Source organism: Erythrobacter sp. W36 (assembly GCF_057364935.1).
On record NZ_CP200281.1, the window covers coordinates 1258890 to 1285508 of the forward strand.

20 protein-coding genes, 1 tRNA gene and 4 pseudogenes are annotated in these 26619 nt (G+C 58.9%); 6 read left to right on the forward strand and 19 right to left on the reverse strand.

What is annotated here, in order from left to right; translation table 11 throughout:
* Positions 1 to 21 precede the first annotated feature (21 nt).
* Both AC0V6U_RS06215 and AC0V6U_RS06220 read right to left on the reverse strand, forming a co-directional pair.
* Positions 22 to 759 carry a sulfotransferase-like domain-containing protein gene (locus AC0V6U_RS06215; RefSeq protein ID WP_472645310.1) on the reverse strand — a complete coding sequence of 246 codons (738 nt, stop codon included), beginning with the start codon at positions 757 to 759 and terminating at the stop codon, positions 22 to 24.
* A complete protein-coding gene (locus AC0V6U_RS06220) occupies positions 756 to 1673 on the reverse strand; it encodes an aminotransferase class IV (protein ID WP_472645311.1) in 918 nt (305 codons plus the stop codon). The genes AC0V6U_RS06215 and AC0V6U_RS06220 overlap by 4 nt, the downstream gene beginning before the upstream one ends.
* Before the next feature lie 69 nt (positions 1674 to 1742).
* Here AC0V6U_RS06220 and AC0V6U_RS06225 point away from each other — a divergent pair.
* Positions 1743 to 1832, forward strand: a tRNA-Ser gene (locus AC0V6U_RS06225).
* A 48-nt stretch (positions 1833 to 1880) separates the two neighbouring features.
* Here the strand turns inward: AC0V6U_RS06225 and lpdA are convergent.
* The 4 genes from lpdA to AC0V6U_RS06245 are packed head-to-tail and all read right to left on the reverse strand — an operon-like array spanning position 1881 to position 5183.
* Positions 1881 to 3293, reverse strand: coding sequence for a dihydrolipoyl dehydrogenase (gene lpdA / locus AC0V6U_RS06230; protein WP_472645312.1), 1413 nt, complete (start codon positions 3291 to 3293; stop codon positions 1881 to 1883).
* Positions 3286 to 3453 (reverse strand): hypothetical protein, encoded by a 168-nt coding sequence (locus AC0V6U_RS06235; RefSeq protein WP_472645313.1) that lies wholly within the window; start codon positions 3451 to 3453, stop codon positions 3286 to 3288. The genes lpdA and AC0V6U_RS06235 overlap by 8 nt, the downstream gene beginning before the upstream one ends.
* Before the next feature lie 33 nt (positions 3454 to 3486).
* Positions 3487 to 3855, reverse strand: coding sequence for a hypothetical protein (locus AC0V6U_RS06240; RefSeq protein ID WP_472645314.1), 369 nt, complete (start codon positions 3853 to 3855; stop codon positions 3487 to 3489).
* 38 nt (positions 3856 to 3893) lie between these two features.
* Positions 3894 to 5183, reverse strand: coding sequence for a pyruvate dehydrogenase complex dihydrolipoamide acetyltransferase (locus AC0V6U_RS06245; RefSeq protein WP_472645315.1), 1290 nt, complete (start codon positions 5181 to 5183; stop codon positions 3894 to 3896).
* A 121-nt stretch (positions 5184 to 5304) separates the two neighbouring features.
* Between AC0V6U_RS06245 and AC0V6U_RS06250 the strand changes: the two genes are divergently transcribed.
* Positions 5305 to 5754, forward strand: a complete 450-nt coding sequence (locus AC0V6U_RS06250) for a universal stress protein (RefSeq protein WP_472645316.1) — start codon at positions 5305 to 5307, stop codon at positions 5752 to 5754.
* Positions 5755 to 5781: 27 nt separating this feature from the next.
* Here the strand turns inward: AC0V6U_RS06250 and rnr are convergent, their stop codons facing one another.
* The 9 genes and pseudogenes from rnr to radA all read right to left on the reverse strand — a co-directional run bounded on the left by rnr (position 5782) and on the right by radA (position 17085).
* Entirely contained in the window at positions 5782 to 8091 is a 2310-nt protein-coding gene (gene rnr / locus AC0V6U_RS06255) for a ribonuclease R (RefSeq protein ID WP_472645317.1), read from the reverse strand.
* Positions 8092 to 8173: 82 nt separating this feature from the next.
* Positions 8174 to 9580 carry a M28 family peptidase gene (locus AC0V6U_RS06260; protein WP_472645318.1) on the reverse strand — a complete coding sequence of 469 codons (1407 nt, stop codon included), beginning with the start codon at positions 9578 to 9580 and terminating at the stop codon, positions 8174 to 8176.
* 39 nt (positions 9581 to 9619) lie between these two features.
* Positions 9620 to 11164 (reverse strand): proline--tRNA ligase, encoded by a 1545-nt coding sequence (proS, locus tag AC0V6U_RS06265; RefSeq protein ID WP_472645319.1) that lies wholly within the window; start codon positions 11162 to 11164, stop codon positions 9620 to 9622.
* A 92-nt stretch (positions 11165 to 11256) separates the two neighbouring features.
* Positions 11257 to 11859 (reverse strand): polyhydroxyalkanoate synthesis repressor PhaR, encoded by a 603-nt coding sequence (gene phaR, locus AC0V6U_RS06270; RefSeq protein ID WP_472645320.1) that lies wholly within the window; start codon positions 11857 to 11859, stop codon positions 11257 to 11259.
* A 75-nt stretch (positions 11860 to 11934) separates the two neighbouring features.
* Positions 11935 to 12993 (reverse strand): alanine racemase, encoded by a 1059-nt coding sequence (alr, locus tag AC0V6U_RS06275; RefSeq protein WP_472645714.1) that lies wholly within the window; start codon positions 12991 to 12993, stop codon positions 11935 to 11937.
* Positions 12983 to 14658, reverse strand: a pseudogene (locus tag AC0V6U_RS06280) (MFS transporter). Before AC0V6U_RS06280 ends, alr begins: the two are co-directional and overlap by 11 nt.
* A gap of 67 nt (positions 14659 to 14725) precedes the next feature.
* Entirely contained in the window at positions 14726 to 15154 is a 429-nt protein-coding gene (locus AC0V6U_RS06285; RefSeq protein WP_472645321.1) for an iron-sulfur cluster assembly scaffold protein, read from the reverse strand.
* Positions 15155 to 15164: 10 nt separating this feature from the next.
* Positions 15165 to 15704: a CvpA family protein gene (locus AC0V6U_RS06290; protein ID WP_472645322.1), complete on the reverse strand. Its 540-nt coding sequence runs from the start codon at positions 15702 to 15704 to the stop codon at positions 15165 to 15167.
* 12 nt (positions 15705 to 15716) lie between these two features.
* A pseudogene (gene radA, locus AC0V6U_RS06295) lies at positions 15717 to 17085 on the reverse strand (DNA repair protein RadA).
* Between the two features lie 71 nt (positions 17086 to 17156).
* Between radA and AC0V6U_RS06300 the strand changes: the two are divergent.
* Positions 17157 to 19474 (forward strand): annotated as a pseudogene (locus AC0V6U_RS06300) (patatin-like protein).
* A gap of 14 nt (positions 19475 to 19488) precedes the next feature.
* Here the strand turns inward: AC0V6U_RS06300 and AC0V6U_RS06305 are convergent.
* From AC0V6U_RS06305 to dnaK, 4 genes and pseudogenes are all read right to left on the reverse strand, one after another.
* Positions 19489 to 20376 (reverse strand): MBL fold metallo-hydrolase, encoded by an 888-nt coding sequence (locus tag AC0V6U_RS06305; protein ID WP_472645323.1) that lies wholly within the window; start codon positions 20374 to 20376, stop codon positions 19489 to 19491.
* Positions 20377 to 20442: 66 nt separating this feature from the next.
* On the reverse strand, positions 20443 to 21699 hold the full coding sequence (locus AC0V6U_RS06310) for a 2OG-Fe(II) oxygenase family protein (protein WP_486169404.1): 1257 nt from the start codon (positions 21697 to 21699) through the stop codon (positions 20443 to 20445).
* Positions 21700 to 21703: 4 nt separating this feature from the next.
* Positions 21704 to 22845, reverse strand: a pseudogene (gene dnaJ / locus AC0V6U_RS06315) (molecular chaperone DnaJ).
* 87 nt (positions 22846 to 22932) lie between these two features.
* Complete coding sequence (dnaK, locus tag AC0V6U_RS06320) at positions 22933 to 24867, reverse strand: molecular chaperone DnaK (RefSeq protein ID WP_472645325.1); 1935 nt, start codon at positions 24865 to 24867, stop codon at positions 22933 to 22935.
* A 170-nt stretch (positions 24868 to 25037) separates the two neighbouring features.
* Here dnaK and AC0V6U_RS06325 point away from each other — a divergent pair, with 170 nt between their 5' ends.
* The 3 genes from AC0V6U_RS06325 to AC0V6U_RS06335 all read left to right on the forward strand — a co-directional run bounded on the left by AC0V6U_RS06325 (position 25038) and on the right by AC0V6U_RS06335 (position 26617).
* Positions 25038 to 25472: a copper chaperone PCu(A)C gene (locus tag AC0V6U_RS06325; protein WP_472645716.1), complete on the forward strand. Its 435-nt coding sequence runs from the start codon at positions 25038 to 25040 to the stop codon at positions 25470 to 25472.
* 120 nt (positions 25473 to 25592) lie between these two features.
* Entirely contained in the window at positions 25593 to 26048 is a 456-nt protein-coding gene (locus AC0V6U_RS06330) for a vgr related protein (protein ID WP_472645326.1), read from the forward strand.
* Positions 26045 to 26617 (forward strand): hypothetical protein, encoded by a 573-nt coding sequence (locus AC0V6U_RS06335; RefSeq protein WP_472645327.1) that lies wholly within the window; start codon positions 26045 to 26047, stop codon positions 26615 to 26617. Before AC0V6U_RS06330 ends, AC0V6U_RS06335 begins: the two co-directional genes overlap by 4 nt.
* The last annotated feature ends 2 nt before the right edge of the window (positions 26618 to 26619 follow it).

Sequence of the window (26619 nt, forward strand, 5' to 3'; positions counted from 1 at the left end):
CAGACTTCACGAAAAAATGTGTCAACCGGCATTTAAGGCGTGGCTTGCGAGATATTCGTAATCTTCGCGGCAGGCATCGGCGACTTTGCGATATTCCCCCTCCAGCTCTGGCAATGGGCCGGGCGCTGGACCAAAGCCGGTCGAGGCGTTGACCTTGTCATACCAATGCGCGCCCCACACGCCATCCTCAGGCAGCGGTCCCTTTTGCCATGTGAGCATGGCCTGATCCCAAGCAATCCCCAAAGCAGCGCACAGGCCCGCGAGCACCTTTGGCGGGTCACGCAAAATCGCATCGGAATCCACCACCACGGGCGCTGTCCCACTGCGATCGGCCTCGATATCGAAATATTCGCGCAGCTGCGCAAACCCCAGCATTTCCGGGCGTCTCAGCTCATTCTTGGCGCGGTAACTCGCCACCACGCGCTCTGGCGCGCGGATTAGAAATGCGTGGGTGTGATCCGGCATATCGCGAATATCCACGCCGCCAATCATGTGGTGCGGCATATGCTTCTGATACCAGACAGCCGTGCTGCCCGGTACAGGGCCAGATTGCGCCGCCAGCACGCTGTGCCAGTCGCAATCCATGTCGGCGATCGTCTCCTCCGCCATGGGATGGGGTTCACCGCTGTGCTTTAGGAACGCGCCATAAAAGGGCTCATCACTGACCGCGCAGTCGGCGCGCGCTCCAAAGCTGCGCATCATGGCGGTAGAGATATTGCGCGGCCCGCTCCACATTGCGATGCGGATTGGCGCTGTCATTGCGCGACATCCCGGTCGATCAATTCGCGGTAGTGACCTTGCAAGCGTTCAACCATCAGGCCCCTCCCCTGCGTCAGCACCCGGCCATCCACCTCGGTGGCCGGGACAACGCCAGCAAAGGTTCCGGTGACGAACGCCTCATCCGCGCCGTAGACATCGGTGAGCGAGAAGTTCTTCTCAAACACCGGGATGCCCTGCTCCCGGCATATCTGGATGACGTTGGACCGAGTGATCCCGCCGAGGCAGTAATCCCCGCTGGAGGTCCAAACCTCGCCGCCGCGAACGATGAAGAAATGCGTCGAATTGCAGGTCGCGACAAAGCCATGCGGATCGAGCATCAACGCCTCGTCCGCGCCCGCCTGCGTCGCCTGGATACAGGCGGTGATGCAATTGAGCTTTGAATGCGAATTCAGTTTCTGATCCTGAACCGCCGGGTCGCCGCGCCGCACATGCACGGTGAACAACCGAATGCCGTCCTCAATCGTGCTGGGCAGCGCCGTCTTATATTCAGGGATAATTACTATAGTGGCAGGCGAGATGACAACGCGCGGGTCTTGATAGGGCGTTGAGCGAATGCCGCGCGTCACCATCAGGCGAATGTGCACGCCTTCTTCGCCCTCCATCGCATTGCCGGTGATGGTTTCATAAAGCCGCTCTGTCAGTTCCTCTCGCGACAGGCCAATGTCCATAGCAATTGCCTTTGCCCCCTCAAACAGACGGTCAAGATGCGCTTTAAGAAACGCGACCTTGCCCTTGTGAACGCGCAGCCCCTCCCACACGCCGTCGCCCAGCATAAATCCGCTGTCGAACACGGAAACGCTGGCCTCTGCTCGCCGGACGAGCGCCCCGTTGACGTTGATCAGTATGGTGTCATTGCGCGGGTCAGCCGCGTAATCATGAGTGCCTTTTGCCATATTTGCGTTTTAGGCTGACCTTTATGGGTGACAACAGCGAATTCAGTCGCTAGCGAGCGTCCCCAGCGCGGACAGTTGGCAGAGTGGTCGAATGCACCGGTCTTGAAAACCGGCAAGGGTGCAAGCCCTTCCAGGGTTCGAATCCCTGACTGTCCGCCACTAAAAGGCTCCACATTTGTGGGGCCTTTTTGCGTTTAGAGGCTGGCCCTAAAAATGCAGCGCGCGGCCATAGGCGTCTAGCACGCTCTCATGCATCATTTCTGACAGTGTCGGATGCGGGAAGACCGTTTGCATCAGCTCTTGCTCGGTCGTCTCCAAGGTCTTGCCCACGGTGTAGCCTTGGATCAGCTCGGTCACTTCCGCGCCGATCATATGCGCGCCCAGCAGCTCACCGGTGCCCGCATCGAACACTGTTTTAATGAAGCCTTCCGCTTCGCCCAGCGCGATTGCTTTGCCGTTGCCGATGAAAGGGAAGTTGCCGACACGAACCTTATGCCCTGCCTCCTTCGCCGCCGCCTCGGTCATGCCGACACTGGCGATTTGCGGGTGGCAATAGGTGCAGCCTGGAATGTTGCTGCGATCAAGCGGGTGCGGGTGCACATCCTTATTGCCCAGCTCCTGAGCAATCGCCTCGGCGCAGCTCACGCCCTCGTGGCTGGCCTTATGCGCAAGCCATGGGCCAGGGGTGCAATCGCCAATCGCCCAAAGGCCTTTAGTTTTGGTGCGGCCAAACGGATCGATTTGAATAAAGCCGCGGTCCATTTCCGCCAGCTTCTCCAGACCGATATTCTCAGTGTTGGGCTGAATTCCGATGGCGGTGATCACATGGCTGAATTCTGTGGTCGATGCTTTACCAGCCTTGTCCTTGATCGTCGCGGTGACGCCTTTTGCGCCGACTTTCAGCTCATCGACCCCGGCGCCGGTCATCACTTTGATGCCTTGCTTGGTCAGCGATTTTTCGAGGAAAGTGGAGACGTCGGCATCCTCAACTGGCACGATCCGGTCGAGCATTTCGACCACGGTCACATCCGCACCCATATCGTTAAAGAAGCTCGCAAATTCGATCCCGATCGCACCCGAACCGATTACCAACAGCTTGCTCGGCATTTCCGACGGAGTCATCGCGTGGCGATAGGTCCACACGCGCTTCCCATCAGCGGGCGCAAACGGCAGGTCGCGCGCCCGCGCGCCAGTGGCGACAATCACATGCTTGGCAGAGAGTTTCTCCTCGCCCTTATCGCCCTTCACAGTGAGGCTGGTCGGTCCGGTCAGCTTGCCCTCGCCCATATGGACGGTGATCTTGTTCTTTTTCATCAGGTGGCCGATGCCCTGATTAAGCTGCTTTGCGACGCCGCGGCTGCGCTTCACCACAGCCTCCAAATCGGCCTCAATCCCTTGCGCCTTCAGGCCGTAATCGCCCGCATTTTGCATATAGTGGAATATCTCGGCCGAGCGCAGCAGCGCCTTGGTCGGGATGCAGCCCCAATTGAGGCAGATACCGCCGAGGTTCTCACGCTCAACAATCGCCGTTTTGAGACCCAGCTGCGCACAGCGGATCGCCGCAACATAGCCGCCGGGGCCAGAGCCAAGAACTATTACATCGTAGGAATTGTCAGCCATTTTGGGTTTCCTTGGGGAGAAAATTTTGTTCCATCAAGTTGGTCGCGGCTTGCGCAACTGCCAATCGTTCTAAGCCTTCACTTGGATCAACTTTACCGAGCCCGACGCTTGCCAATTCAGCAGGCGCTGAAGAAAAGAGAAGAAGGCCAGACAGCATCATGACAATGGTCCTCTGGAATTCACGTTCAGGCCCTCAGGCATTTGCAGCCTCACGCTCCGGCTTTAGAATCCAGAACCAACCAAGTGTGGCGAAAACCAGCGCTGCGATCAGAGATGGCACGCCAAACATCAGCGCCAAGAACCCATCACCAAACACGAGGCAGACGAGGATCATCATCACCCCAGCGAGCGATGCAATAGTGAACAAAGTCAACGGCGATTGCATGAGATGCCGCCGCGCAAGGAAGTAAGTGAGGAGCGACACCGGCAGGCCAACACAATAGCTGCCGAGCAAGGCAATGGTGCTCCCTTGACGAACCGGCGAGGCAGGATTGAGATCAAGGCTATTCCCGTTAGAAATCAGGTAGGCGATGGGAAAGAGCCAAGCGGCAAGAGCGGCCATGAACGCTATTATGATCGCCTTGCCCAAAACGGCAATTGTCACACCACCAGCCCCATTGGATTTTCGATCAGGCTTTGGAATTGAGCGAGCAATTTCGCCCCGTCCACGCCGTCAATTGCGCGGTGATCGAAGCTGCCCGTCACAGTCATCACGGTGGCAATACCAAGCGCGCCGTCAACAACCGCAGGTCGCTGTTCGCCCGCGCCGACGGCCAAGATCATCCCCTGCGGCGGATTGATCACGGCATCAAAGTGCTTTGTACCGAACATCCCGAGGTTGGAGAGCGAGGCTGTGCCGCCTTGATATTCATGCGGCATCAGCTTGCCATCGCGCGCCTTGCCAGCGAGCTCCTTCATCTCGGTTGAGATTTCCGCGAGCCCCTTGCGTCCGGCATCGCGGATCACTGGCGTGATCAGGCCAGAAGGCGCAGCCACCGCGACGGAGATATCCTGGCGGCTGTATTCATGCATGACATCGCCTTGGAAGCTGACATTGCATTGCGGCTCGCGTTGCAGCGAGCGTGCCAGCGCTTTGATAATCAGGTCGTTTACAGAGAGTTTCACTCCGTCTGCTTCAAGCGATGCGTTGAGTTCCTTGCGCAGTTTCAGCAGCGCATCGAGCTGAACATCGACGGTTAAATAGATATGCGGGATTTGCTGCTTCGCCTCGGTCAGGCGGCGAGCAATAACCTTGCGAACATTGTTGAGCTTCGCCTCAGTATAAGGAGCGCCGCCATCATCGGGCGACATAGATGGCGTGGGCGCAGCCGCAGGCTGAGCCGCAGGTGCAGCCACGCTTGCAGCGGGCGCGCTGGCGCTGGAGCCCTCAACATCCGCCTTCACGATACGGCCATTCGGACCAGAGCCGGTAACTTGCGAGAGGTCGACACCCTTTTGCGCGGCAATGCGCTTCGCCAGAGGAGAGGCGACAATCCGCCCTTCCGATGATGCAGGCGCAGGTTTTGCTGCGGGCGCAGGAGCGGGAGAGGCCGCTGGTGCAGCAGTCGCTTCAGCCGCTGGCTCTGGCTCTGCCGGGGCGCTTGGCGCAGGCGCGGCGCCTGGTGCGCTCACATCGCCAATATCTTCGCCTTCTTCCGCCAGCATTGCGATAACCGTGCCGACCGCAACGTTTTCGCTGCCTTCCTCGACCAAAATCGCCGCGATGATGCCTTCGTCGACCGCTTCGAATTCCATCGTCGCTTTGTCGGTCTCGATCTCGGCCATGATCTCGCCGGAGTTCACAGTATCGCCAACCTTCACCAACCATTTGGCAAGCGTCCCCTCCTCCATTGTTGGAGAGAGAGCGGGCATCTTGATTTCTACGGCCATGGAGCGGTCAAATCCTCGTCGCTGGTGTTGTTTTGCCCGTGTGACGAATTCAGCCGCTTCGGGCAAGGCCTTGCATACGAAACCATTTGAAAGGATAGCTACCCAAAGGGGAGCGAAGAATATGCGTACATTCCTGGTTGTGATGGACGAAAGCCAAGAAGCGCGGGCCGCATTGCGGTATGCCGCGCGGCGCGCCGTCGCGGTGAAAGGCGCGGTGCACATCCTGGCGGTGGTCGCTCAGCAAAACGTGAGTGCGTTTGGCGCGGTTCAGGATACCATTGAGCAAGAGGCGCATGATCGGGCAGAAATGCTGGCCAATGGGATCGGCGGAAATCTGCTGGCGGAAAGCGGGATTATGCCGACAATCTCGGTGAAGGTCGGCAACAACCAGTCAATTGTCAGCGACTTTTTGAAGAACCACAATGAGGTCGCCGCATTGGTGCTGGGCGCGGCGAGCGGCAATCCCGGCCCATTGGTTACGCACTTTTCAGCGCATGCGGGAGAGCTGCCCTGCCCGGTCTATATCATCCCGAATGATTACGACGAAACAAGCAGCGACCACGAAGTGTAATTGCGATTTAGCCAGGGTTTACCGGGCCTATTTTCGCCGTCCCTGATGGCGGATATTGCCAGGGCGGCCGCGTTTACCAGCGGCATATTTCCCCTTTTTCGGCGGACCCTTTTTGTAACTCGGCTTGCCCCGGCGCGGCGGCGGTCGGTTCCCGCGCGGCTCGATCGCTTGGCCATCGGCATCGACCGGCACAAATTTGAGCGCACCGGTGAGCGCATTCGCCTCCGCCAATTGCAGCGTGAGCTTGTCGCCGGGTGAATAGCTGGTGCCGCTGTCCTCTCCCACCAAGGATTGCGCTGCTTCTTCATAGCGGAAGTGCTCTGCGCCCAATGTGGAAACCGGCACGAGGCCATCACCGCCAAGGCCGACGATGGTGGCAAAGAAACCAAAGCCCTGAACGCCAGTGATGCGCGTTTCAAAATTCTCACCAACTCTGCCCGATAGCCATGCGGCGACATAGCGATCGATTGTATCGCGTTCTGCCTCCATCGCCCGGCGCTCTGTCTGGCTGATCGCATCGGTAATCTGTTGCAGATTGTCGCGGTCACGCTCTGACAGCCCGCTTTTCTCTGGCAGAGACACCTTCGGCTTTGGCTGCTCCAGCTTATACGCATCCACCAACGCGCGGTGCACGAGAAGATCAGCGTAGCGGCGAATGGGCGATGTGAAATGCGCATAAGAACCGAGCGCCAGGCCAAAGTGCCCCGAATTGGCCGGGCCATAATAGGCCTGCATCTGAGTGCGCAGGACGGCTTCCATCACCTGCGCTTTTTCATCCTCGTCGCTCACATCTTTGAGCATCCGGTTGAACAGGCTCGGCGTGATCACCTGACCCAGCGCGAGCTTTTGCCCGAACGTTTCCAGATAATCGCGCAGCGCAATCAGCTTCTCTCGGCTTGGTGTCTCATGCACGCGGTAGACCACGGGTGAGCTCTTGGCCTCGAGCGCCTGTGCCGCTGCAACATTGGCCGCAATCATAAAGTCTTCCACCACGCGGTGGGCATCGAGCCGCTCGCGCACGGCAATCTCTGCGATCTGACCTTGCTCATTGAGCACAACTCGTCGTTCCGGCAGGTCCAGATCGAGCGGATCACGCGCAGCGCGGGCAGCCGCCAGAACCTTCCACGCGGCCCATAGATTGCCAAGAAATTCCGGCGTGTTGTCACCGTCCACCGCCGCCTGTGCATCTTCGTAAGCGATATTGTGATGAATGCGGACAATCGCCCGGGTAAAGCGGTGGCTGGTGATCTTGCCCTTGGAATTGATCCGCAGGTGACATGCCATCGCCGCGCGATCTTCGCCTTCGCGCAAAGAGCACACATCGGCGCTCAGTATCTCTGGCAGCATCGGTACGACACGGTCAGGGAAATAGACCGAATTGCCGCGCTTTCGCGCTTCCTTATCGAGCGCGCCGCCGGGACGGACATAGTAGGATACGTCAGCAATCGCGACGAGCGCTTTGAAGCCGCCCTCGCCATCAGGCTCTGCCCAGATCGCATCATCGTGATCGCGCGCATCGGCGGGATCGATTGCGACGATGGGCAAATCACGCAAGTCCTCGCGCTTTTCCTCGGACAATGTCAGCTCGGTCGCGGCCTGCGCCTCGGCCGAGGTCTCTTCGGGGAAGGTTTGCGGGATGCCATGCTTGGCAATCGCAATCAGGCTGAAGCTTTTGGGAGCCAGCGGATCGCCGATCACCTCGACAACTTTGACGCCAGCCCGTTCAGATCGGCCCACCCGCTCACACAGCACCAGCTGCCCCTCTTCCGCTTCGCCCACATCGGCGATGGGAGAGGAATTGCGGATGCGTTTATCGACCGGCGCCAACCATGCCTTGCCGCGTCCATCGAGCTCAACTACGCCGAGCAGACCTTCGCTGCGCGCGGGCAATTTCTTCATCGGATGGGCGATCCACCCACCATCGGTTTCTTCGGTGCGGGACAGCACCCGGTCGCCGCGTTTGAGCGCCGGCATGCCTTTCGCGCCGCGCCCACCTTTCAGCTCTTTGACCGTCAAACGCGGCGGCTTATCCGGCGCGTCGGAATCCCAATTCTCCGGGACCGCAATCGCTTCGCCGTCTTCGATATCGACGACCTTCAGAACGGTCACTTTCGGAACGCCGCCCATTCGGTGATAGGCGGTCGTTTTCCCGTCGATCAGGCCTTCTTCGGCCATGTCCTTGAGCAACCGCTTGAGCGCGATCTTCTCCTGCCCTTTCAGGCCAAACGCCTTTGCGATCTCACGCTTCCCCGTGGGGCCGTGAGCAGTCTGAATGAACTCCAGCACCTGCTTCGCACTCGGCATGCCCGCGGGGCGTTTCATTTGTCTTTTGGCCATGAGAATTCCGTTCGCGCTGAGCCTGTCGACGTACAAACACTTGACTGGGCTCGCCCTTCGACAAGCTCAGGACGAGCGGTCTCTAATCGTTATCGGCAGCTTTCGCCACCGGCGCGAATGCTCCGCCGGGGACCGCGCTGGAAACGGGTGAGCAATAGCTGCCTGAGCAAGCGGCCACACCCAGCAGCCAGTCGTCACCGCGCAGGGGAACCGCCAGCTCAATTTTGGAGGTATCGGTTGCCGGGATAGCGCTTTGGATATCCTCACCCTTGGTTCCATTAGGCAAGACACCGCGCCAATAGGATTCGTCGGTGCGGCGCGCCTTGATGACATAGCGATCCGCCCCTGGAACCGCGTCCCATTCAAGCGCCGTATCCACCCGCACAGCCGCATCGGCGGTGACCGCTGGCGGCATGGGCGCCTTTGCCAGACGGTGAAGCGCGCGGACGTTAAATTGTGAAGAGCGGGTCAGATAATCAAAGTCGATCTCGTCCACCGTATCGCCATATTTGATGCCGTTCTCGGTGCGGAGGTCCTGATGCTGGTGTTCATAGTCCTCGACGGATACCGCGATACGGATCGCTGGATAGCCCTTGTCGAGGAATGGTATCTGATCCCCGCCCCGGCCCATGCGGTCGGTCCGCCAGATCTGCCGCACTTGCATGCCGTCAGGATTGGCCTGAGCCAGATCACCAAGCCAGCGGGCGAGATTGCGACCCGGCATGTCGTTCTCACCGCCAAAGCGGCGCTGTCTTGCGCGCAGCTGCTCAGTGGAATCGGCGCGTGGCCCTTCGGAGAAGACGCGCACATGCTTTGCGTCGCACACGCCGTCCGACCCGCAGGAATTGCCGATCATATCGTTGTTCAGCACGGCCTTCACGGTCATGCCCTGCTCCTCCACCCAATCGGCCAGGATGCGCGCGCCATAAAGGCCCTGCTCCTCACCGGTCAGCAGCGCGTAAATGATGGTGGAGGGATATTGCTGCTTCGACAGAATACGGGACGCCTCAAGGATCATCACGCTGCCTGATCCATCATCATTCGCGCCCGGCGCGTCGTCGGTCCCATTAAGCGGATCGGTGACCCGGCTGTCATAGTGCCCCTGCACGATGATCACTTCATTGGGACGCTCGGTCCCGCGCTGGATCGCGACCGCATTGCGCACCAAGGTTGGCTGAGGAATGCGCCGTCCATCGGGCTCGACCACACGCTCGACCGATTGAACTTCCAGGCAGTCATCGCAGCCCGTCCCGATCTGGCGAAACTCATCCAGCGCCCAATTGACCGCCGCGCCAATACCGCGCTTCGGATCAGTTTGTGACGACAAGGTATGCCGCGTGCCGAACGAGACGATCTTGTCCATATCCGCGCGCAGGCGCTCTTCGGAAACCTGAGCCGCAAGACTGTCGTCAGTCGCGGCAGGAACATGGTCATCAGCGGCCAGCGGCGCAGCAACTAGCGAGGCGAGAATGGCGAGTTTTTTGATCATGCCGCGATGTTTGCCGCGACATGCGAGTGCGTGCAAGCTCTAGTAAGCGCGCGCCACCAGAATTCGCTCCACGGCAGGTTCGCCGGTGAAGATACAGGTGCCGTCTGCCGCATCGCTGCCGCGCGGGACATTGCGGAAAGTGAGCTTGTGCTCTTTCAAGCGCTCAACCACCTTTTCCAAGGCGTCGCCGCTTGGCTTTGACCACTGAACCTCGACCCAGCCCGGATATTTGCCCCCACTGGCAAAGTGGCTGGCGACATCAGCCCAATCGCTGATCCCGCGGGTGATATTCGCATCACGCCGCTCGCGCGCCTCATTAAAGAGGTTCGCTTGAATGTCTTCCAGCATCGCCCCAATTTCGCCCGCAACATCATCGCGTTTCGGCGCAGCAAAGGCGACTTTGCCGTTCTCTGGGTTCCACATCTTATCGCGGCGCAGCAGGCTGACGACGCCCGCCTCCATATCGCGCCCGCCAACCTCGATGATAACCGGCGCGCCCTTGCGCACCCAATCCCAACGCTTGGCGGTTGCTTTGCCCGGCGCGGTGTCGAGCCAGATGCGGGTCTTTTCGCCCAGTGCGGTTTGCGCAGTCAGCTGGCCATAGAGCTCGCGGCAATATTCGAGCAGCGCCTCATCCTCTGGCTTGTCGCGCAGCATGGGCAGGATGATGACTTGGTGCGGTGCAATCGCGGGCGGCACACGCAGGCCATCGTCATCACCGTGGGTCATGATAACGCCGCCGACCATGCGGGTCGAAACGCCCCAGCTGGTCGTGTGGCAATATTGCTGAGCGCCCTCGCGATCCTGAAACTGGATGTTCGCCGCCTCGGCAAAATTGGTGCCGAGATAATGCGATGTGCCCGCTTGCAGCGCCTTGCCGTCCTGCATCATCGCCTCGATCGACCACGTCTCGACCGCTCCCGGGAAACGCTCATTCTCTGGCTTCTCGCCAGCGATCACCGGCATGGCCAAATCTTCTTCAGCGCAGGCGCGGTACATTTCGAGCGCGCGGTGCGTTTCTTCTTGGGCTTGATCCTGGTTCTCGTGCGCAGTGTGCCCCTCCTGCCATAGGAACTCACTGGTGCGCAGGAACATCCGCGTGCGCATTTCCCAGCGCACAACATTGGCCCATTGGTTGGTCAGCAGCGGCAGGTTGCGCCAGCTCTGGATCCAGCGCGCCATCGCATCGCCAAAGATGGTTTCCGAGGTTGGCCGAACGACCAGAGGCTCCTCCAACTTTGCCTCCGGGTCGGGCACCAATCCGCCCTCACCATCGGCGATCAAGCGGTGGTGGGTGACGACCGCCATTTCCTTTGCAAAGCCGTCAACATGCTCCGCCTCACGCTCAAAATTCTTAAGCGGGATAAACAGCGGAAAGTAGCAATTTTGCACGCCAGCGGCTTTGATCCGATCATCGAGCAGGCGCTGAATACGCTCCCAAATGCCGTAACCCCATGGCTTGATCACCATGCACCCACGCACGCCGGATTCTTCGGCCAGATCAGCCTCGGCGATCACGGTTTGATACCATTTGGCGAAGTCGTCTTCGCGCTTCACATTCAGAGCGTGGCGGATGTTAGACACAGCGGGTCTCTCTCAAAATCATAGAGCGGGTGTTGGGTTGATCGATCGGTAGCGCTAGGCCTGCCGCTCGCAATTCGCAAATGGTGGCTGGGCTATTTGCTCAGCTCATCAAGCTTCTTTTGCATCTCGGCCATTTGCTCGCGCAGCGCGTCGATCTCACCATTGGAGCTAGCACCAGCAGCGGCTTTCGGCGCAGCAGATTTGCGCTTATTCGCAACACCCGGGATGAGGACATCCGCCGCAGCGCGCATCATCGCCATATTGGTTTCGTGGATCGCCGAGATCGGATTGTTCGACATGCCTTTTTCAAAGGCTTCGCGAATCTTCGTTTGGTTATCGCGGAAATTGGCCATGCTCGCCTCGAGGTAAGACGGCACCATCGCCTGCATGGAATTGCCGTACATGCCGATCAATTGCCGCAGGAAACCCACGGGCAGCATTTGCTCGCCATTGGCTTCTTCATCCATAATGATCTGGGTCAGGATCGAATGCGTGATGTCATCGCCCGACTTTGCATCAAGTACCTGAAATTCAACATTCTCACGCACCATCTCAGCCAGATCATCAAGCGTGATGTAGCTTGAAGAGCTGGTGTTGTAGAGCCGCCGGTTGGCGTATTTCTTGATGATGATCGCATCGCCTGCCTCGCCAGTTTTGCGCGAGCCTGACTTTGCGGCTTTTGACTTGCCTGCCATTATTTGGATCCCATGAATTTTTGCGTTGCAGCGCGCTTAGCATCTGCACAATGTGCAGCGCAACATGAACGTTTTCTAGGATCCGAAACGCTGTCCCAGAATGGTCAGCAATTCATATTGCGATAAGCCGCTTTGCTGCGCAGCATTTTGCAATTCATAGGGCACAGATAGCCAATCGCCTTCGCGCAGGCTTGGCGCTGCACTGAGGTCGACCACCACCATATCCATGGAGACCTTGCCGAGCAGCGGCAGCGGCGTCTCAGCGTGCAGCAAATGTGCGCCGCTGCGCCCATCCACATTGCCCCAACTGCGCAGGAACCCATCGGCATAGCCCAGTGAAACAGTGCCAACCCGCATATCTCGCGGCGCAGTGAATTCGCCGTTATAGCCAACCGCATCGCCAGCTTTTAGGTCGCGCGTCTGGATGATGGCGGCCTCTGGAAAGGCGACTTGTTTGATGACGCCCGCAAGTTCTTCCCGCGCGATGCCGCCGTACAGAGCAAGGCCTGGCCGCGTGAGGTCAAAGGCGTACTCGCTGCCCAAAGCGATCCCGGCGCTGTTGGCCAGGCTAAGGGAATTCCAATCGACATGCGCCTGAACCTCACGAAAGCGCGCCAATTGCTGCGCATTCATTTCGCTGTCTTCATCAGCGCAGGCAAGGTGCGACATCAGCACATCAACGTCGAGTGCCTTAATAGCGTCATCGCCAACCTCAGAAGGCGCGATGCCAAGTCGGTTGATCCCGGTATCGACCATCAAATGACAACGACCGCCCCCTACATCATTCCAGCGGCGCGCCTGCTCCAGCGAGTTGATGACAGGCACCGCTCCGCTGGCCTTGGCATAGGCGGCATCTTGCGGCGTCATCGGACCATGCAGCACAGCAATATCGCCCGCGTGAACATGTTGCGCCGCCGCTTCGACCTCGCTCCAATGCGCGACGAAGAACTCCTCCGCCCCGGCATCACGAAGCGTTGGAAGGCAGCGCTCCACGCCCAAGCCATAGCAATTGGCTTTGACCGCAGCGCCCGCAGAGGCGTCACCTGACATACCATCAAGCGCGCGCCAATTGCTGGTCAGTGCCGCATGATCAATCCTCAGGCGAAGACTTGGTTGCGGGATATCAACCGACATCGTCGGAGAAGTCACGCGGCGGCCCAGACGGCAGGCCCCACCAGGCGACGACGAGCCCAAAGGCGACAACGATCCAGGTGTACCAAAGCCCGGAATAGATGTTGCCCGTGCTCGCGACGATCACCCCAGCGATCAGCGGCAGGAACCCTCCAAGATAACCGGCCCCAATGTGATAGGGGATCGACATCGAGCTGTAGCGGATGCGCGGCGGGAACATCTCTGAGAGCAGCGCCGCAACCGAGCCATAGGTCAGCGCGGACAGAACTCCGAGAGCCAGCAGCGCAGCGATGATGCCCACGATGTTGATCAGTGGCGGAACTTGACGCGAGAAATCGAACCCTGATTTGGTCAGTGCCTCTTGCAAGCCTGCTGTCCGCGCAGTCGCGCCCTCTTCGGTTTCTTCGAGCCATTCCGGCGCAATGGCAACCGGTTCGCCGCCCACTGTAACGCCCAGATCGCCGCCCGGCTGAAGCGTGTAGGATACACCGCTGCCGGTCAGGCTACTCAAGATTTTGCCGCAAGGCGTCTGTTCGCGGTCAAACAATTCGGCGAATGGATCGGTGACGCATTGATCGCCGCTGACAACAACCGGCGTGCGCTCCGCTGCCTCGGCTAGGCCCGGGTTGGCCAGGCTGCCCATGAACCAGAAGATCGGGAACAGCGTCGCGAGCGTCGCCAAAGCGCCAATGATGATCGGCATCTTACGTCCGACCGTATCCGACCATTTGCCAACGATCAGATACAGCCCGAGCGACAGCATACCCGCGATCAGCAGGATGACTTCAACCGTCCCCTCATCAAGCCGCATATTACCCTTCAGGAAGGATAGGCTTGAGAAGAATGCGGTGTACCAAATGGTCGTCAGAATGCCGCTGACACCGAATAGAGCGACAAAGATGCGCTTCTTATTGCCGGGATAGGTGAAGCTTTCAATGAACGGATTGCCCGAGGTTTCACCCGATTCCTTCATGGCTTGGAACACGGGGCTTTCAGACAGTTTGAGACGCATCCACAGCGAGATCCCTAGCAGGATGATCGACAGCAGGAATGGCACGCGCCAGCCCCAATCGGCGAAGGCTTCCTCAGGGATGATCCAGCGGCACAGCAAGACAACGATGATGGAAAGCACAAAGCCGCCCGCCACACTCGCCTGAATGAAACTGGTGTAGAATCCGCGTTTTTCAGGCGGCGCATGTTCAGCGACATAAATCGCCGCGCCGCCATATTCGCCGCCCAAGGCCAGGCCCTGGAGCACCCGCAGGAATATGACGATAATGGGGGCAATGATCACATACCCCTCACCATAGTTTTCTTTGAGCGTGTCGACCGTGGGAATCAGCCCGACGCTGCGGCGGTCGCAATGCCCATCAGAGTGACAGTCACGAGGAAGGTGTATTTGCGCCCCAGCCTATCGCCGAGAAAGCCGAACAGAATTGCGCCAATCGGGCGAAACGCAAAGCCGAGCGCGAAGGTGGACCACACCAGAAGCAGCGCCAGCGTCGGGTCATTCACGTCGTAAAACGCATCCTTCAGGATGTAAGCAAGCGTGCCGTAGATGAAGAAATCGTACCATTCAAAGATGGTCCCGGCGCTGCTCGCACCGATCACCAGTTTGATTTCTTTTTCGCTTGGCTCGCGCTGCTTTAGCGCTTCTGCATCGACCATAAGCCCCGTGATCCTCTTCTGACTGGCCAGTTTCCCTTGGCCTTAGCGGGTAGCACTAGCTGCTCGTTTACCGAGAGGAAAGCGCGTTACTCGCAGCCTTCCACACGAGCATCAATGCGCCGTGGCGCGCGGGATGCTCCAACGCTGGTGCCAAAGCATCAAAGCCCGGCCAAATTGGTAGGTTGCCCTCGCCGCTCAGCCATTGCTCTATTTCACGCGTCTTGGTGATTATATCGGCTGCGCTGCGCCCTTGGACATCTGCGGCCATGATCGCGGCAGAGGCCTGTCCGATCGCGCAGGCCGTCACTTGCATGCCGATGCGCTCAACCGATCCGTCTTCGCGGCAATCGACCGCAAGCTCAATTGAACTGCCACACGTGCGAGAGCGTGCTTCGCCGGGGAATTGCGACGCATTGCTGAGCGGATAATTGGCAAGCCCCGCGGCGAGACCAAGCAATTGCGGCGAGTAAAGCTTGGTCGCTTTTACGCCTGCCACGAGCGATCCGTCATTCGATCAGGCTGGCTTCGTCGGCAGGCTCTTCTTCGTCGGAGAGCTTTGCGCGACGTTCCGCGATGGCGGACACCAATTGGCGGGAGAACGCATCAGCCGCCGGATAGGTGCGCGCGGTCGTGATCCATGTCGGACGACCTTTGAAGCCCCAAACCGTATCAAAGCCGAGCGCCAGGACAGAGAACGCAAACACCACTATAAGCGCGCCTTTAACCGCGCCAAAGCCAAAACCAAGCACACGGTCAATCGGGCCAAGGATGGAATTGCGCGAAGCCTCCCCCACATTGTTCGCGATCACTTTCATCGCCGCATATGGAATGAGGAGCAGGAGCGCGAAAGCGAGGATCGGCGTTCCCGGGTCTGCGTCGATAAAATCACGCAGGCCTTCGGTCAGCGGCGAATGCAAATAGTAGATCGCAAAGGCCGACAGCATCCACGCCGCCAGAGACAGGACCTCTTGCACGAGGCCCCGCATGAAACCACCAATCGCAGCGACCCCCACGATTATCAGCACAATTATGTCAAATATAGCCATTACAGGCTTGGGTTATTCCGTCCCAATCACTTGGTCAACGAGGTTCGAAAGTTGTCCCAAACCGTGATAATTGAGCTTGGACGACCCGAGCTTTTTATCAGATGGGCCATAGCCTCTCGCAAACCCCAGCTTCACCGCCTCTCTAAGACGCAGATCTCCATGAGAAACCGGGCGAATTTCACCAGCAAGCGAAACCTCGCCAAACCAAACGGCTTTATCCGGCAGCGGCTTATCGGCAAGCGCAGACATCAAAGCCGCTGCGACCGCCAGATCAGCGGCGGGATCAGCCAGTCGGTATCCGCCAGCGATATTGAGATAGACCTCAGCAGAGGAGAAATTGAGGCCGCAGCGCGATTCGAGCACGGCCAGCAGCATCGCCAGCCTACCGCTGTCCCAGCCAACCACTGCGCGGCGCGGCGTGGCGCCCGATTGCAACCTAACGATCAATGCCTGTATCTCGACTAAAACGGGCCTTGTTCCTTCAAGAGCGGGAAAGACTGCGCTGCCTGCCAGTGGATGGTCCCGCCCAGACAGGAATAGCATGGAAGGGTTGGTCACCTCTTCCAGCCCTTCATTCGCCATTGCGAACACGCCAATCTCATCGACCGCGCCGAACCGGTTCTTAAGCGCGCGCAGGATCCGATATTGATGGCTGCGCTCGCCCTCAAAGCTCATAACCACGTCGACCATATGCTCCAGCACGCGCGGGCCAGCGATATTGCCGTCTTTGGTGACATGCCCGACCAGCACCAACGCGGTGCCGTTTTCCTTGGCGTAGCGGATCAGTTCGAGCGCGCAGCCGCGCACCTGGCTGACGGTTCCCGGCGCGCCTTCGATCGTGTCGGAATGCATGGTCTGAATCGAGATCGATCACCAGCAGAGCGGGCGGATCACCAGCACCGAGGGTGGTCAGAATATCGCGCACCGAGGTTTCTGACGCGAGCCGGATCGGCGCATCGGCAATTCCTAAGCGCGCAGCACGAAGGCGCACTTGCCCCGCGGCTTCTTCCCCGCTGACATAAACCACATCACCATTTGAGCGCGCGATTGTCGCCGCCGTTTGGATCAGCAGGGTGGATTTGCCGATCCCCGGATCACCGCTCATCAGCACAGCCGAACCCGGCACCAGGCCGCCGCCCAGCGCGCGGTCAAACTCCGCGAGACCAGTCGGCCGCCGCTGAGGCAATTGCGCAGGGCCATCAAGCGGCACGAACTCCAGCGCCCGCCCTCCGCGCGACAGATCATGCTTCTGAGAGAACACCGTCGCTGGTGCATCCTCTGTCATCGTGTTCCATTCAGAACAGTCAGGACATTGCCCCTGCCAGCGGTGCGAAACAGAGCCGCATGAACCGCATACATATCGCCGTTTGGTCTTTGCCATTCGGATTTCGTAGACGGAACATTTGCGGAACGCAATTGCCATTCCCGACTTTCCACGTCATCACGATTCTCATGCGGCAAAAAGAACTTCGTCTCGCTCTGGTTTGCTACGGCGGTGTCAGCCTTGCGGTGTATATGCACGGGGTCACCAAAGAGATTTGGCATCTGGCCCGCGCAAGCCGGGCGTTTCATGCCAATCGCGAGGCGCCGTGCAGCGGGGTCGCCCAAGTCTATTGCGACCTGCTGCGCGAAATTGAGCGCGATTACTCACTTCGCCTGCGCGTTATGCCGGACATTCTCACCGGGGCGAGCGCTGGAGGGATCAACGCCGTGTTCCTTGCGCAGGCCATCCATTCTGGCCATTCGCTCGAGCCGCTCACAGACCTGTGGCTGGAAACCGCCGATGTCGAAGAGCTGACCGATCCCAAGGCGCAGCCGATGTGGCGCTATGCAAAGATCTGGGCTCAGCCGATTGCGGAATGGGTGCTCAGCCGTCCCGGCAATGCGGTTAGCGAAAGCGTGTCGCCAGAGACACGCTCCGAGGTACGGCAAAAGGTTTCCCGCCTGGTCCGTGGCCGCTGGTTCAGCCCCCGTTTTCTGGCGATAAGTTCTCCAGCTTGCTGTTTGAAGCGCTCGAAGGAATGCGCGCGGGCGAGCGCGGCGATCCTTTGCTGCCGCCTGGTCACCCAATTGATCTGTTTGTCACCACCACTGACTTTCGCGGCCATGTGGAAATGCTGCGCCTTAACAGTCCGCCGATCGTTGAAGAAACCGAGCATCGCACGCCGATCAGCCTGCGCGCGAGCACACCTGCGCAGAGCAGCGAAGGGCTGACCAATCCGCTGGAGCTGGTGCTCGCGGCGCGGGCGACGGCCAGTTTCCCGGGAGCCTTCCCACCGCTGCAACTGGCGGAAATTGACCGTTTGGCGGAGCGCAAAGGAGTGGATTGGACGTCGCGCGCGAGTTTTCTCAACCGGATCATGCCTGTCCATATGCGCGACGGGACGCAGGATGGCGTGTCGCTGATCGACGGGTCCGTTCTGGTGAATGCGCCATTTGGCGGGGCGATCAAGGCGCTGCATGGTCGCCCTGCCCAGCGCGAGGTTGATCGCCGGTTTGTCTATATTGATCCGCGCCCCGACCGCGCCGGTTCGGTCAACGAAAACCACGATACGCCCATCGGCTTCTTCGGTGCGATCTTCGGTTCGTTATCGACCATCCCGCGCGAGCAACCCATCCGCGACAATCTGGAACGGATCGAGCAGCAATCCCGCGATGCCGAGCGGCTGAGCCGGATCGTCCTAGGCCTGAGACCTGAGATCGACCGGGCGGTTGAGAAGCTGTTCGGGATGACGTTCTTCCTCGACAGCCCAAGCCCAAAGCGACTGCACAATTGGCGAGCCAAAGCGCAGCAGGCGGCGGCTGAGCGCTCCGGCTATGCGTTTCAAGCCTATGCGCAAACCAAGTTCAGCGGCATCATCGATCGTCTGGCAGAGCTAGCTCTCGAAGCAGCGCCCGAGCTGTCGCTCGCCGACAGCATGCCGATTGCCGCCGCTATGCGCCGCGAGTTGGAGCGCCGGGGCCTGAGTGAATTATCCGACGGCAGCGGCGGCGCCAGCGAGGCAGCGATCCAGTTTTTCAGGGCGCATGACATCGGTTTCCGCATTCGCCGTTTGCGCCTGCTCGCGCGTAGGCTGGCGCGAGATTGGGAAACCGATCCGGAGATACCGGACGATGCGCTCGATATTGCGAGGGAGAAAATCTACGACATTCTCGCGCTCTATTTCTCAGCCGATGACATCTCTGGTTTGAGCGAGGAATTCGCGGGCCATGCACGGAATGCGCTGAAAGATCCGGGTGCCTTGCTGGATTATCTCGCTGAGCAGCGCCTGCTGCCAGAAACTGATCTTGAGGCGGAGCGGATATTCGCAGAGGCGCTGGCGCAAATGCCCAAGAATCTGAAGCGGCGAATGCTGCTGACCTATCTTGGCTTCCCGTTCTACGATGTCGCCACCCTGCCCCTGCTGCAAAACGAAGGACTGACCGAGTACAATCCGGTCAAGGTTGATCGCATTTCACCTGATGATGCGCGCTCGATCCGCGAGGGGGGCACGCGCGCGACATTGCGCGGCATAGAGTTCTACAATTTCGGCGCGTTCTTCAGCCGATCCTACCGGGAAAACGACTATGTCTGGGGCCGTCTGCACGGCGCGGAACGCATGATCGATCTGATCGCCTCAACGGTCGATGCCGGGATGAAACCCGAAGCCATCCGATCAGCCAAACGTTCCGCATTCCTCGCCATCATTGACGAGGAATTGGAGGTTGGCCGGTGCCGCGAGCATTTGCTGCGCGGGCTAAGAGACGAGATCCTCGCGCGCTTTGAGTAAGACCAAGCGCTCGCTTAGCCTTCGATGCTCTGCCAAATCGCAGTCACGAATGCGTCATCGCTGATAAAGCCCTCACCTCGGTCAAAGTCTGCCAATGGCTTGGCTGCAACCGCTTCTTCCAGCGTCTTGCCAGCTTCATTGAGCGCTTCCACGCGGGACACAGCCTCGCCGATCATCGCGCGATAGGCGACCATTTCGGCCTTGTTCGACATGCCGCCATGGCCCGGAATAACCTTGGTCTCATCATTGATCATCGCAATCGCGAGATCGAGTGTGGACATCAGGTTATAGACGCTGCCGCCAGATCGGGTGTCGACAAAGGGATAGCCCGGGATGTTGAAATAGAGGTCGCCCATGTGAACGACATTGGCCTTATCCCACATCACCACGCTGTCGCCATCAGTGTGGCCGCCGCCCAAAAAGGCGAGGTTGATGGTGTCGTCATTGAGATGGAAGCGAAGGCCCTGGCCATAGGTCACAACCGGCAGAGCGACATCTGGCGCAGGCTCCCCGTCGCGGCCAGATAGCGATGGATCAGCCATGCGCACACGGACATTGTCATGCGCAAAGATCGTCGCGCCGGTCTTGCCGAAATTCTCGTTTCCGCCGGTGTGGTCACCGTGCCAGTGCGTGTTGACAACATATTTCACCGGAGTTGCGCCTAGGCCTGCGACAGCAGCTTCGATCTTTTCTGACAGCGGCGCGAACTGGTCATCGATCATGACCGTCGCATCATCACCGTAGCTGACCCCGATATTGCCGCCTGCGCCAAACAGAACCGCGACGCCGGGTGCGATTTCTTCGACCGTGATTTCCACATCATCAAAATTGCGCTGAGCATAGCTCGGCACAGCCAGAAATGGGGTTGCAGCAGCGAGGGCGAAAACGGCAAAACGGTTCATAATTCTTCTCCAGTCGCCTGCGAAGTAACCATAAGCCGCGTGGTTGTCGAGTTGGCTAAGCGCGCCCTAGGCGGCGTCAAATGCGACAGTGAGTCGCTCGCCTTCGCCGAAACGCGAGGTGCCGTGATAGAGAAAGCTTGGGAACAAGATCAGGTGACCGGGCTTGGGCGCGAAGCTTGCGACCGGCGCGAGGTCTATTGGGATGTCCTCAGGGGGCCGACCAAGCTCCAGCTCCCCCTCGCCTTTACCAAGGGTATCCGGCACCGCGAGGTGGACCGCCGAGCTGATCAAACCACTGTCGTGCATATGCGGGAAATGGCGACCACCGGCGGACAGGCGGATCGACCAACTCGCGGTGATTTCAGCTTGCCGCTGCCCTAACGCAGCGAGCGGATGATCGGTTGGCAGAGACGCCATTTCACCTGTGTATTTGGCCAGCACCGCATGGATGCGCTCAAACAGCGCAAGCAAGCAAGGATCGCTGCGGTGCCGCAGATCATTGAGTGTCTGCGTGCCGCCTTCAACGCTTTGGCCGAGTGGCGCAGCGTTCATATCATGCAATCCGCGTAGCAGCCCGACCATCTCGGACAGCTCATCTGCGCTGAGCCCTAGGTCGAATTGTTCTGCGGCAATCGCCTCCGAATAAAGCCATTGATGACGCGGATCGCCTTGGATGCGCCAGCACAGCTCGGCCAGCGCCCAGACGCCGATATCAGCTTTATCTAAAGCAAGTGCGCGATCAATTGCGGCGCTGGCGTCTCCAAACTCGCCTAGCCGAAGGGAGTTGCGCGCTTTCTCATATTCCAGTTCCGGAAGGTCTGCAGGCAAATCTCGCAGCAAGTCGGCCGCATCTTCGCAGCGTCCGGCAAAGCCTGCGAACCGGGCCTCAATCAATTTCAAGCCTGGAATATCACCGATGCGGCGGCGCAATTCAGACGCCTTTTGCGCAGCATCCTCATAGCGCCCTGCACCGCCCAGCAGAGCAAGAAAAGCGAGTGCCAATTTTGGATCGTCAGGCCGCGTCTCAAGCGCGGATTCTATGGCGCTAAAGGGGGCTGGATCGCCCAGCATGGCCTTCAATTGAGCCAATGCCCTGTGGCCAGACACCCACTCAGGTGCCCGCGCAAGCACCGCTTCCAATCGGTCCAAAGGCAATATGTCGCCGCAAGAGGCACGGACCGAAGCCTCCGCAATCAGCAATTCGCCGTCATGCGGCTCGTCTTTTAGTGCAGCGGAAAGCAACTCACCCGCATTGGCGGCGCCTTGCCGGTATGCGGTGAGCGCTAACTGTTTGGCGCTGCCTGCGGGGCCAGTGCCAGACATCGCATCAACCGCCGAAGGCATCTTTCAATTTGGAAAAAAAGCTGCGGCTTTCAGGGCATTCGTCGCCAGTTTCGGTCTCGCGAAACTCCTCGAGAATGTCCTTTTGCTTGCGGCTGAGTTTTGTCGGTGTTTCAACCGCAATCTCGACCACCAGATCACCGCGCCCGCGCCCTTGCAGCACTGGCATACCGGCCCCGCGCACGCGCAATTGCTTGCCCGATTGGATGCCAGTTGGGATGTCGACGGAATTGGTCGAACCATCAAGATCCGGGATATCAACGCTGCCGCCCAGAGCCGCCGTCGTGAAGCTGACGGGAACTCGCGTGGCCAAAGTGGTGCCTTCGCGTTGGAACAGCTCGTGCGGGGTTACATGCACGAAAATGTAGAGATCGCCAGGGGGGCACCGCGAGCGCCCGCTTCACCTTTGCCGGTCAGCCTGATGCGCGTGCCGGTATCAACGCCGGGCGGGATTTCCACCGATAGGGCCTGAGCGCGGTCAACGCGTCCTTCCCCGCGGCATGAACCGCATGGTTCCTCCAAAACAGCGCCGCGGCCGCTACAGGTTGGGCAAGGCCGTTCAACCACGAACAGCCCTTGCTTTGCCCGCACAGAGCCATGCCCGTGGCATAAATTGCATTGCCGCTCACTGGTACCGGGCGCCGCGCCTGAACCATCGCAGGTATCGCAGGCTTGCGAGACTTCAATTTCGATCTCAGTCGACTTGCCGTGGAACGCCTCTTCGAGGGTAACCTGCATGTCATAGCGCAGATCGGCACCGCGCCGGGTCTGCTGCCGTCCGCCTGCGGCCCCGCCAAAAGCGCTGCCAAAGATGGTCTCAAAAATATCGCCAATATCGCCGAAGTCTGCCTGGCCGCGTCCGCCGCCAAAGCCGCCTCCGCCGCCGCTCATCCCTTGCTGGAATGCCTCATGACCATAGCGATCATAGGCCGCGCGCTTTTGCGGGTCTTTGAGGACTTCATAGGCCTCGCCAATCGCCTTGAACTTCGCCTCCGCTTCACCATCGCCTGGATTGCGATCGGGGTGAAACTTCATCGCCAGCTTGCGATAGGCGCTCTTCAGTGCCGCCGCATCAGCGTCGCGGCCCACTTCGAGCAATTGGTAATAATCTAATTGGGTAGCAGCCATGGTGACCTTGGTCCCTAAAACCTAGCTGCCGTCAGCGCAGACCTTTGGCGGACCACACTGACGGCAGGATAGTTTTTCATGAGGACATCAGTCCTTGTTGTCTTCGTCCACTTCGGAGAATTCAGCATCGACAACATCTTCGTCGCCGGACGCATCCGAAGAGGCATCGCCGTCGCCGCCGTCACCAGCAGCAGCGCCTTCAGCCTGCTCTTTCTCGTAGATTTGCTGACCCATTTTCATGGCTGCTTCGGTCAGAGCCTGAGACTTGGCGTTGATCTCATCAACATCATCGCCTTCCAGCGCGGTTTTCGCTTCGCCAAGGGCGGTTTCCACCGCAGACTTGGTATCGGCATCAACCTTATCGCCGTGCTCTTCGAGCTGCTTCTCAGTCGCGTGAACAAGACTATCGGCTTGGTTGCGAGCTTCAGCAGAGGCCCGGCGCTTCTTGTCTTCTTCAGCGAATTTCTCAGCGTCTTGAACCATTTGATCAATGTCATTGTCGGACAGTCCGCCCGATGCCTGGATCTTGATCGTCTGTTCTTTGCCAGTGCCCTTGTCCTTAGCAGAGACGTTCACGATGCCGTTCGCGTCAATGTCAAAGGTCACCTCAACCTGCGGAACGCCGCGCGGTGCAGGCGGAATGCCGACCAGATCGAACTGACCCAGCATCTTGTTATCCGCAGCCATTTCGCGCTCACCTTGGAACACGCGAATGGTCACCGCATTCTGATTGTCTTCAGCGGTTGAGTAGGTCTGCGTCTTCTTGGTCGGGATCGTTGTGTTGCGATCGATCATCCGGGTGAAGACACCGCCCAGGGTTTCAATGCCGAGCGACAATGGCGTCACGTCGAGCAGCAGAACGTCTTTCACGTCGCCCTGCAGAACGCCAGCCTGAATGGCCGCGCCCATGGCAACGACCTCGTCTGGGTTCACGCCAGTGTGCGGCTTTGCCTCAAAGAAACCTTCAACGACTTCGCGAACCTTCGGCATGCGGGTCATACCGCCAACCAGGATCACTTCATCGATGTCGTCTTTAGACACGCCCGCATCTGCGAGGGCTTTCTTACATGGATCAAGCGTGCGCTTGATCAGATCGCCGACCAGCTTTTCAAGGTCAGAACGGCTGAGCGTTTCAACCAAGTGCAACGGAGTGCTTGATCCGCCATCCATGCGGGCAGTGATAAACGGCAGGTTGATTTCGGTCGTGGCCGAGCTTGAAAGCTCGATCTTGGCCTTTTCAGCCGCTTCTTTGAGACGCTGGAGCGCAAGCTTGTCCTTGCGCAGGTCCATGTTCTCTTTCTTTTCGAACTCAGCAGCAAGCCATTCGACAATCGCGCTGTCGAAGTCTTCGCCGCCAAGGAATGTGTCGCCATTGGTCGACTTCACTTCGAACACGCCGTCGCCAATTTCGAGCACGGAAACGTCAAACGTACCGCCGCCAAGATCATAGACAGCGATGGTCTTGCCGTCGTTCTTGTCCATGCCGTAAGCGAGCGCCGCAGCGGTCGGCTCGTTGATGATCCGCAGCACTTCAAGGCCCGCGATTTGCCCTGCATCTTTCGTCGCCTGACGCTGAGCATCGTTAAAATATGCAGGAACCGTGATGACGGCTTGGTCGACAGTCTCACCGAGATAGCTCTCGGCGGTTTCTTTCATTTTCTGCAAAATGAAAGCTGAAATCTGGCTCGGCGAGTAATCTTCACCGCCGGCTTTCACCCATGCGTCACCGTTCTTTCCTTTGACGATGTCATAAGGGACGAGGCCCATATCTTTCTTCGTCAGCGGGTCGTCGAAGCGGCGGCCAATCAGGCGCTTAATCGCGAACAGAGTGTTGTCTGGATTGGTAACTGCCTGACGCTTGGCCGGTTGGCCGATCAGACGCTCGCTGTCCTTGGTAAAGGCAACGATAGAAGGCGTGGTGCGCGCGCCTTCAGAATTTTCAATAACTTTAGGCTTGCCCCCGTCCATTACAGCCACACACGAGTTGGTGGTGCCGAGGTCGATGCCGATTACTTTACCCATTATTTCCCCATCCATTACAGGTTGTTGGACGTTGCCTGTGGCGCTCCCCAGAATTGGCGGAACCGTTTGGCAACTCGTTTGTAGGCGGGATATAGGTGCGGTTTTGCTTGGCACAAGGGATGGACGCGCCTACTTTTCGCACCATCCAACAAGGGGACTACAACGTGAAAATGACACAAACATCGTCTGGCTTTCTGCGCGCCGTTGCTTTGGCGGCCTGCCTTAGCATGGCGGCCTGCGGCGAAGAGGCACCTGCCCCGGAGCCGGTCGATACGATTGAAGGGATCACGATTACGGATGCACGCCTTGTGCTCCCGCCGGTGTCTGGCAATCCGGCGGCGGTCTATTTCAACCTCAGCTATGATGGTGATCGCGGCATTGCGGTCAGCGGCGCTGAGGTGGCGGGCGCGAAAAGCGCAACGGTTCATGATATGATGGAATATGATTTCAAGATGACCATGGCTGAGGCTGGCCCCGTTCCGCTCACCAATGGCACCGAGGTAGCGTTTGAACCCGGCGCAAAGCACGTCATGGCATTCGAGCTTGATGACAGCGTTCAGGCTAGGCGGCACCGCCGAAGTTACGCTCAAGATTTCAGGCGGTAAGCGGCATAAGTTCGACGCCGAAGTGCGCGCGGCGGGCGAAGAGCGCTGAGCGACACGCCCTCACCTACGGCTCAAAGTCACGCACTCGTCCCGGCCTGCCCGGTCGGCGGCGAGCGCACTTTGACGCCCGGTGAAATTGGCATTGCAAAGACCGTTTTTGGCACTGCGATCGATTATGAGGCGGTGCGTATCCGGCGCCGCAAATGGTTTCCTTTTCAGCCGCGCAAAGTCACTATGGCCCCGCGCGGCCACGTGCACTTTCATCCCGATGGGGCGGCCTATTGCGACGATTTTTCAGGTGAAGGGCTGATCCGCCAAGGCCTGCTGATCCACGAGCTCACCCATGTCTGGCAAACCCAAACGCGCGGCGATTGGTATTTGCTGCTGCACCGCCATCCCTTCTGCCGCTATGGATACACGCTCAAACCGGGCCAGCCCTTCACCGCTTATGGGATTGAGCAGCAGGCTGAGATCGTAAAGCACGCGTTCTGGATGCGACAAGGCGTGCGCGTTACCGGAGTGGCCGATAAATCAGCCTATGATGGTTTGGTGAACTTCAAAGGCGCAAGTTTGTGACCGACTTCGAATTTATCCTAGTTCTCTACGCTTTGCTGCTTGGCCTTTCCATGGTCGAGCTGTTGTCTGGATTTGGTCGAACGCTCGAAAATGAATTCGAAACAGAGGCTGATGGGCGCCACTTCAAGATCGGGTGGCTTACCCCTTTGCTCGGCCTGTTTGTTATGCTGGACCTGATGTCGTTTTGGCTGTTTGCGTGGCTACTGCGAGAACAAATCACTGTCAGCTCAGAGGTCTTGCTCGGGGTAGTGGCGTTTTCAGCGAGTTACTACCTTGCAGCAAGGCTGGTCTTTCCGACCAAGCCGGCGCTGTTTGAAGATCTGGACACGCACTATTTCCGCGTCCGGCGCACCGTGATGGGCATCCTCATTGCTCTTGTATTCGCGCAATGGACGTATTTGATGACACTAGAGCCGTTGCGCGATCAACTTCTTACACCGGCTGCTATGGCCTTGACGGGAATGCTCGTTGCAATGATGGCAGCCACTATGATCTTCCAGAACCGCCGTATACAAGCGGTTTTGTTGGTCGCGCTCAGCCTTCGCTATCTAGTGATTTACCTCGTTTAGAG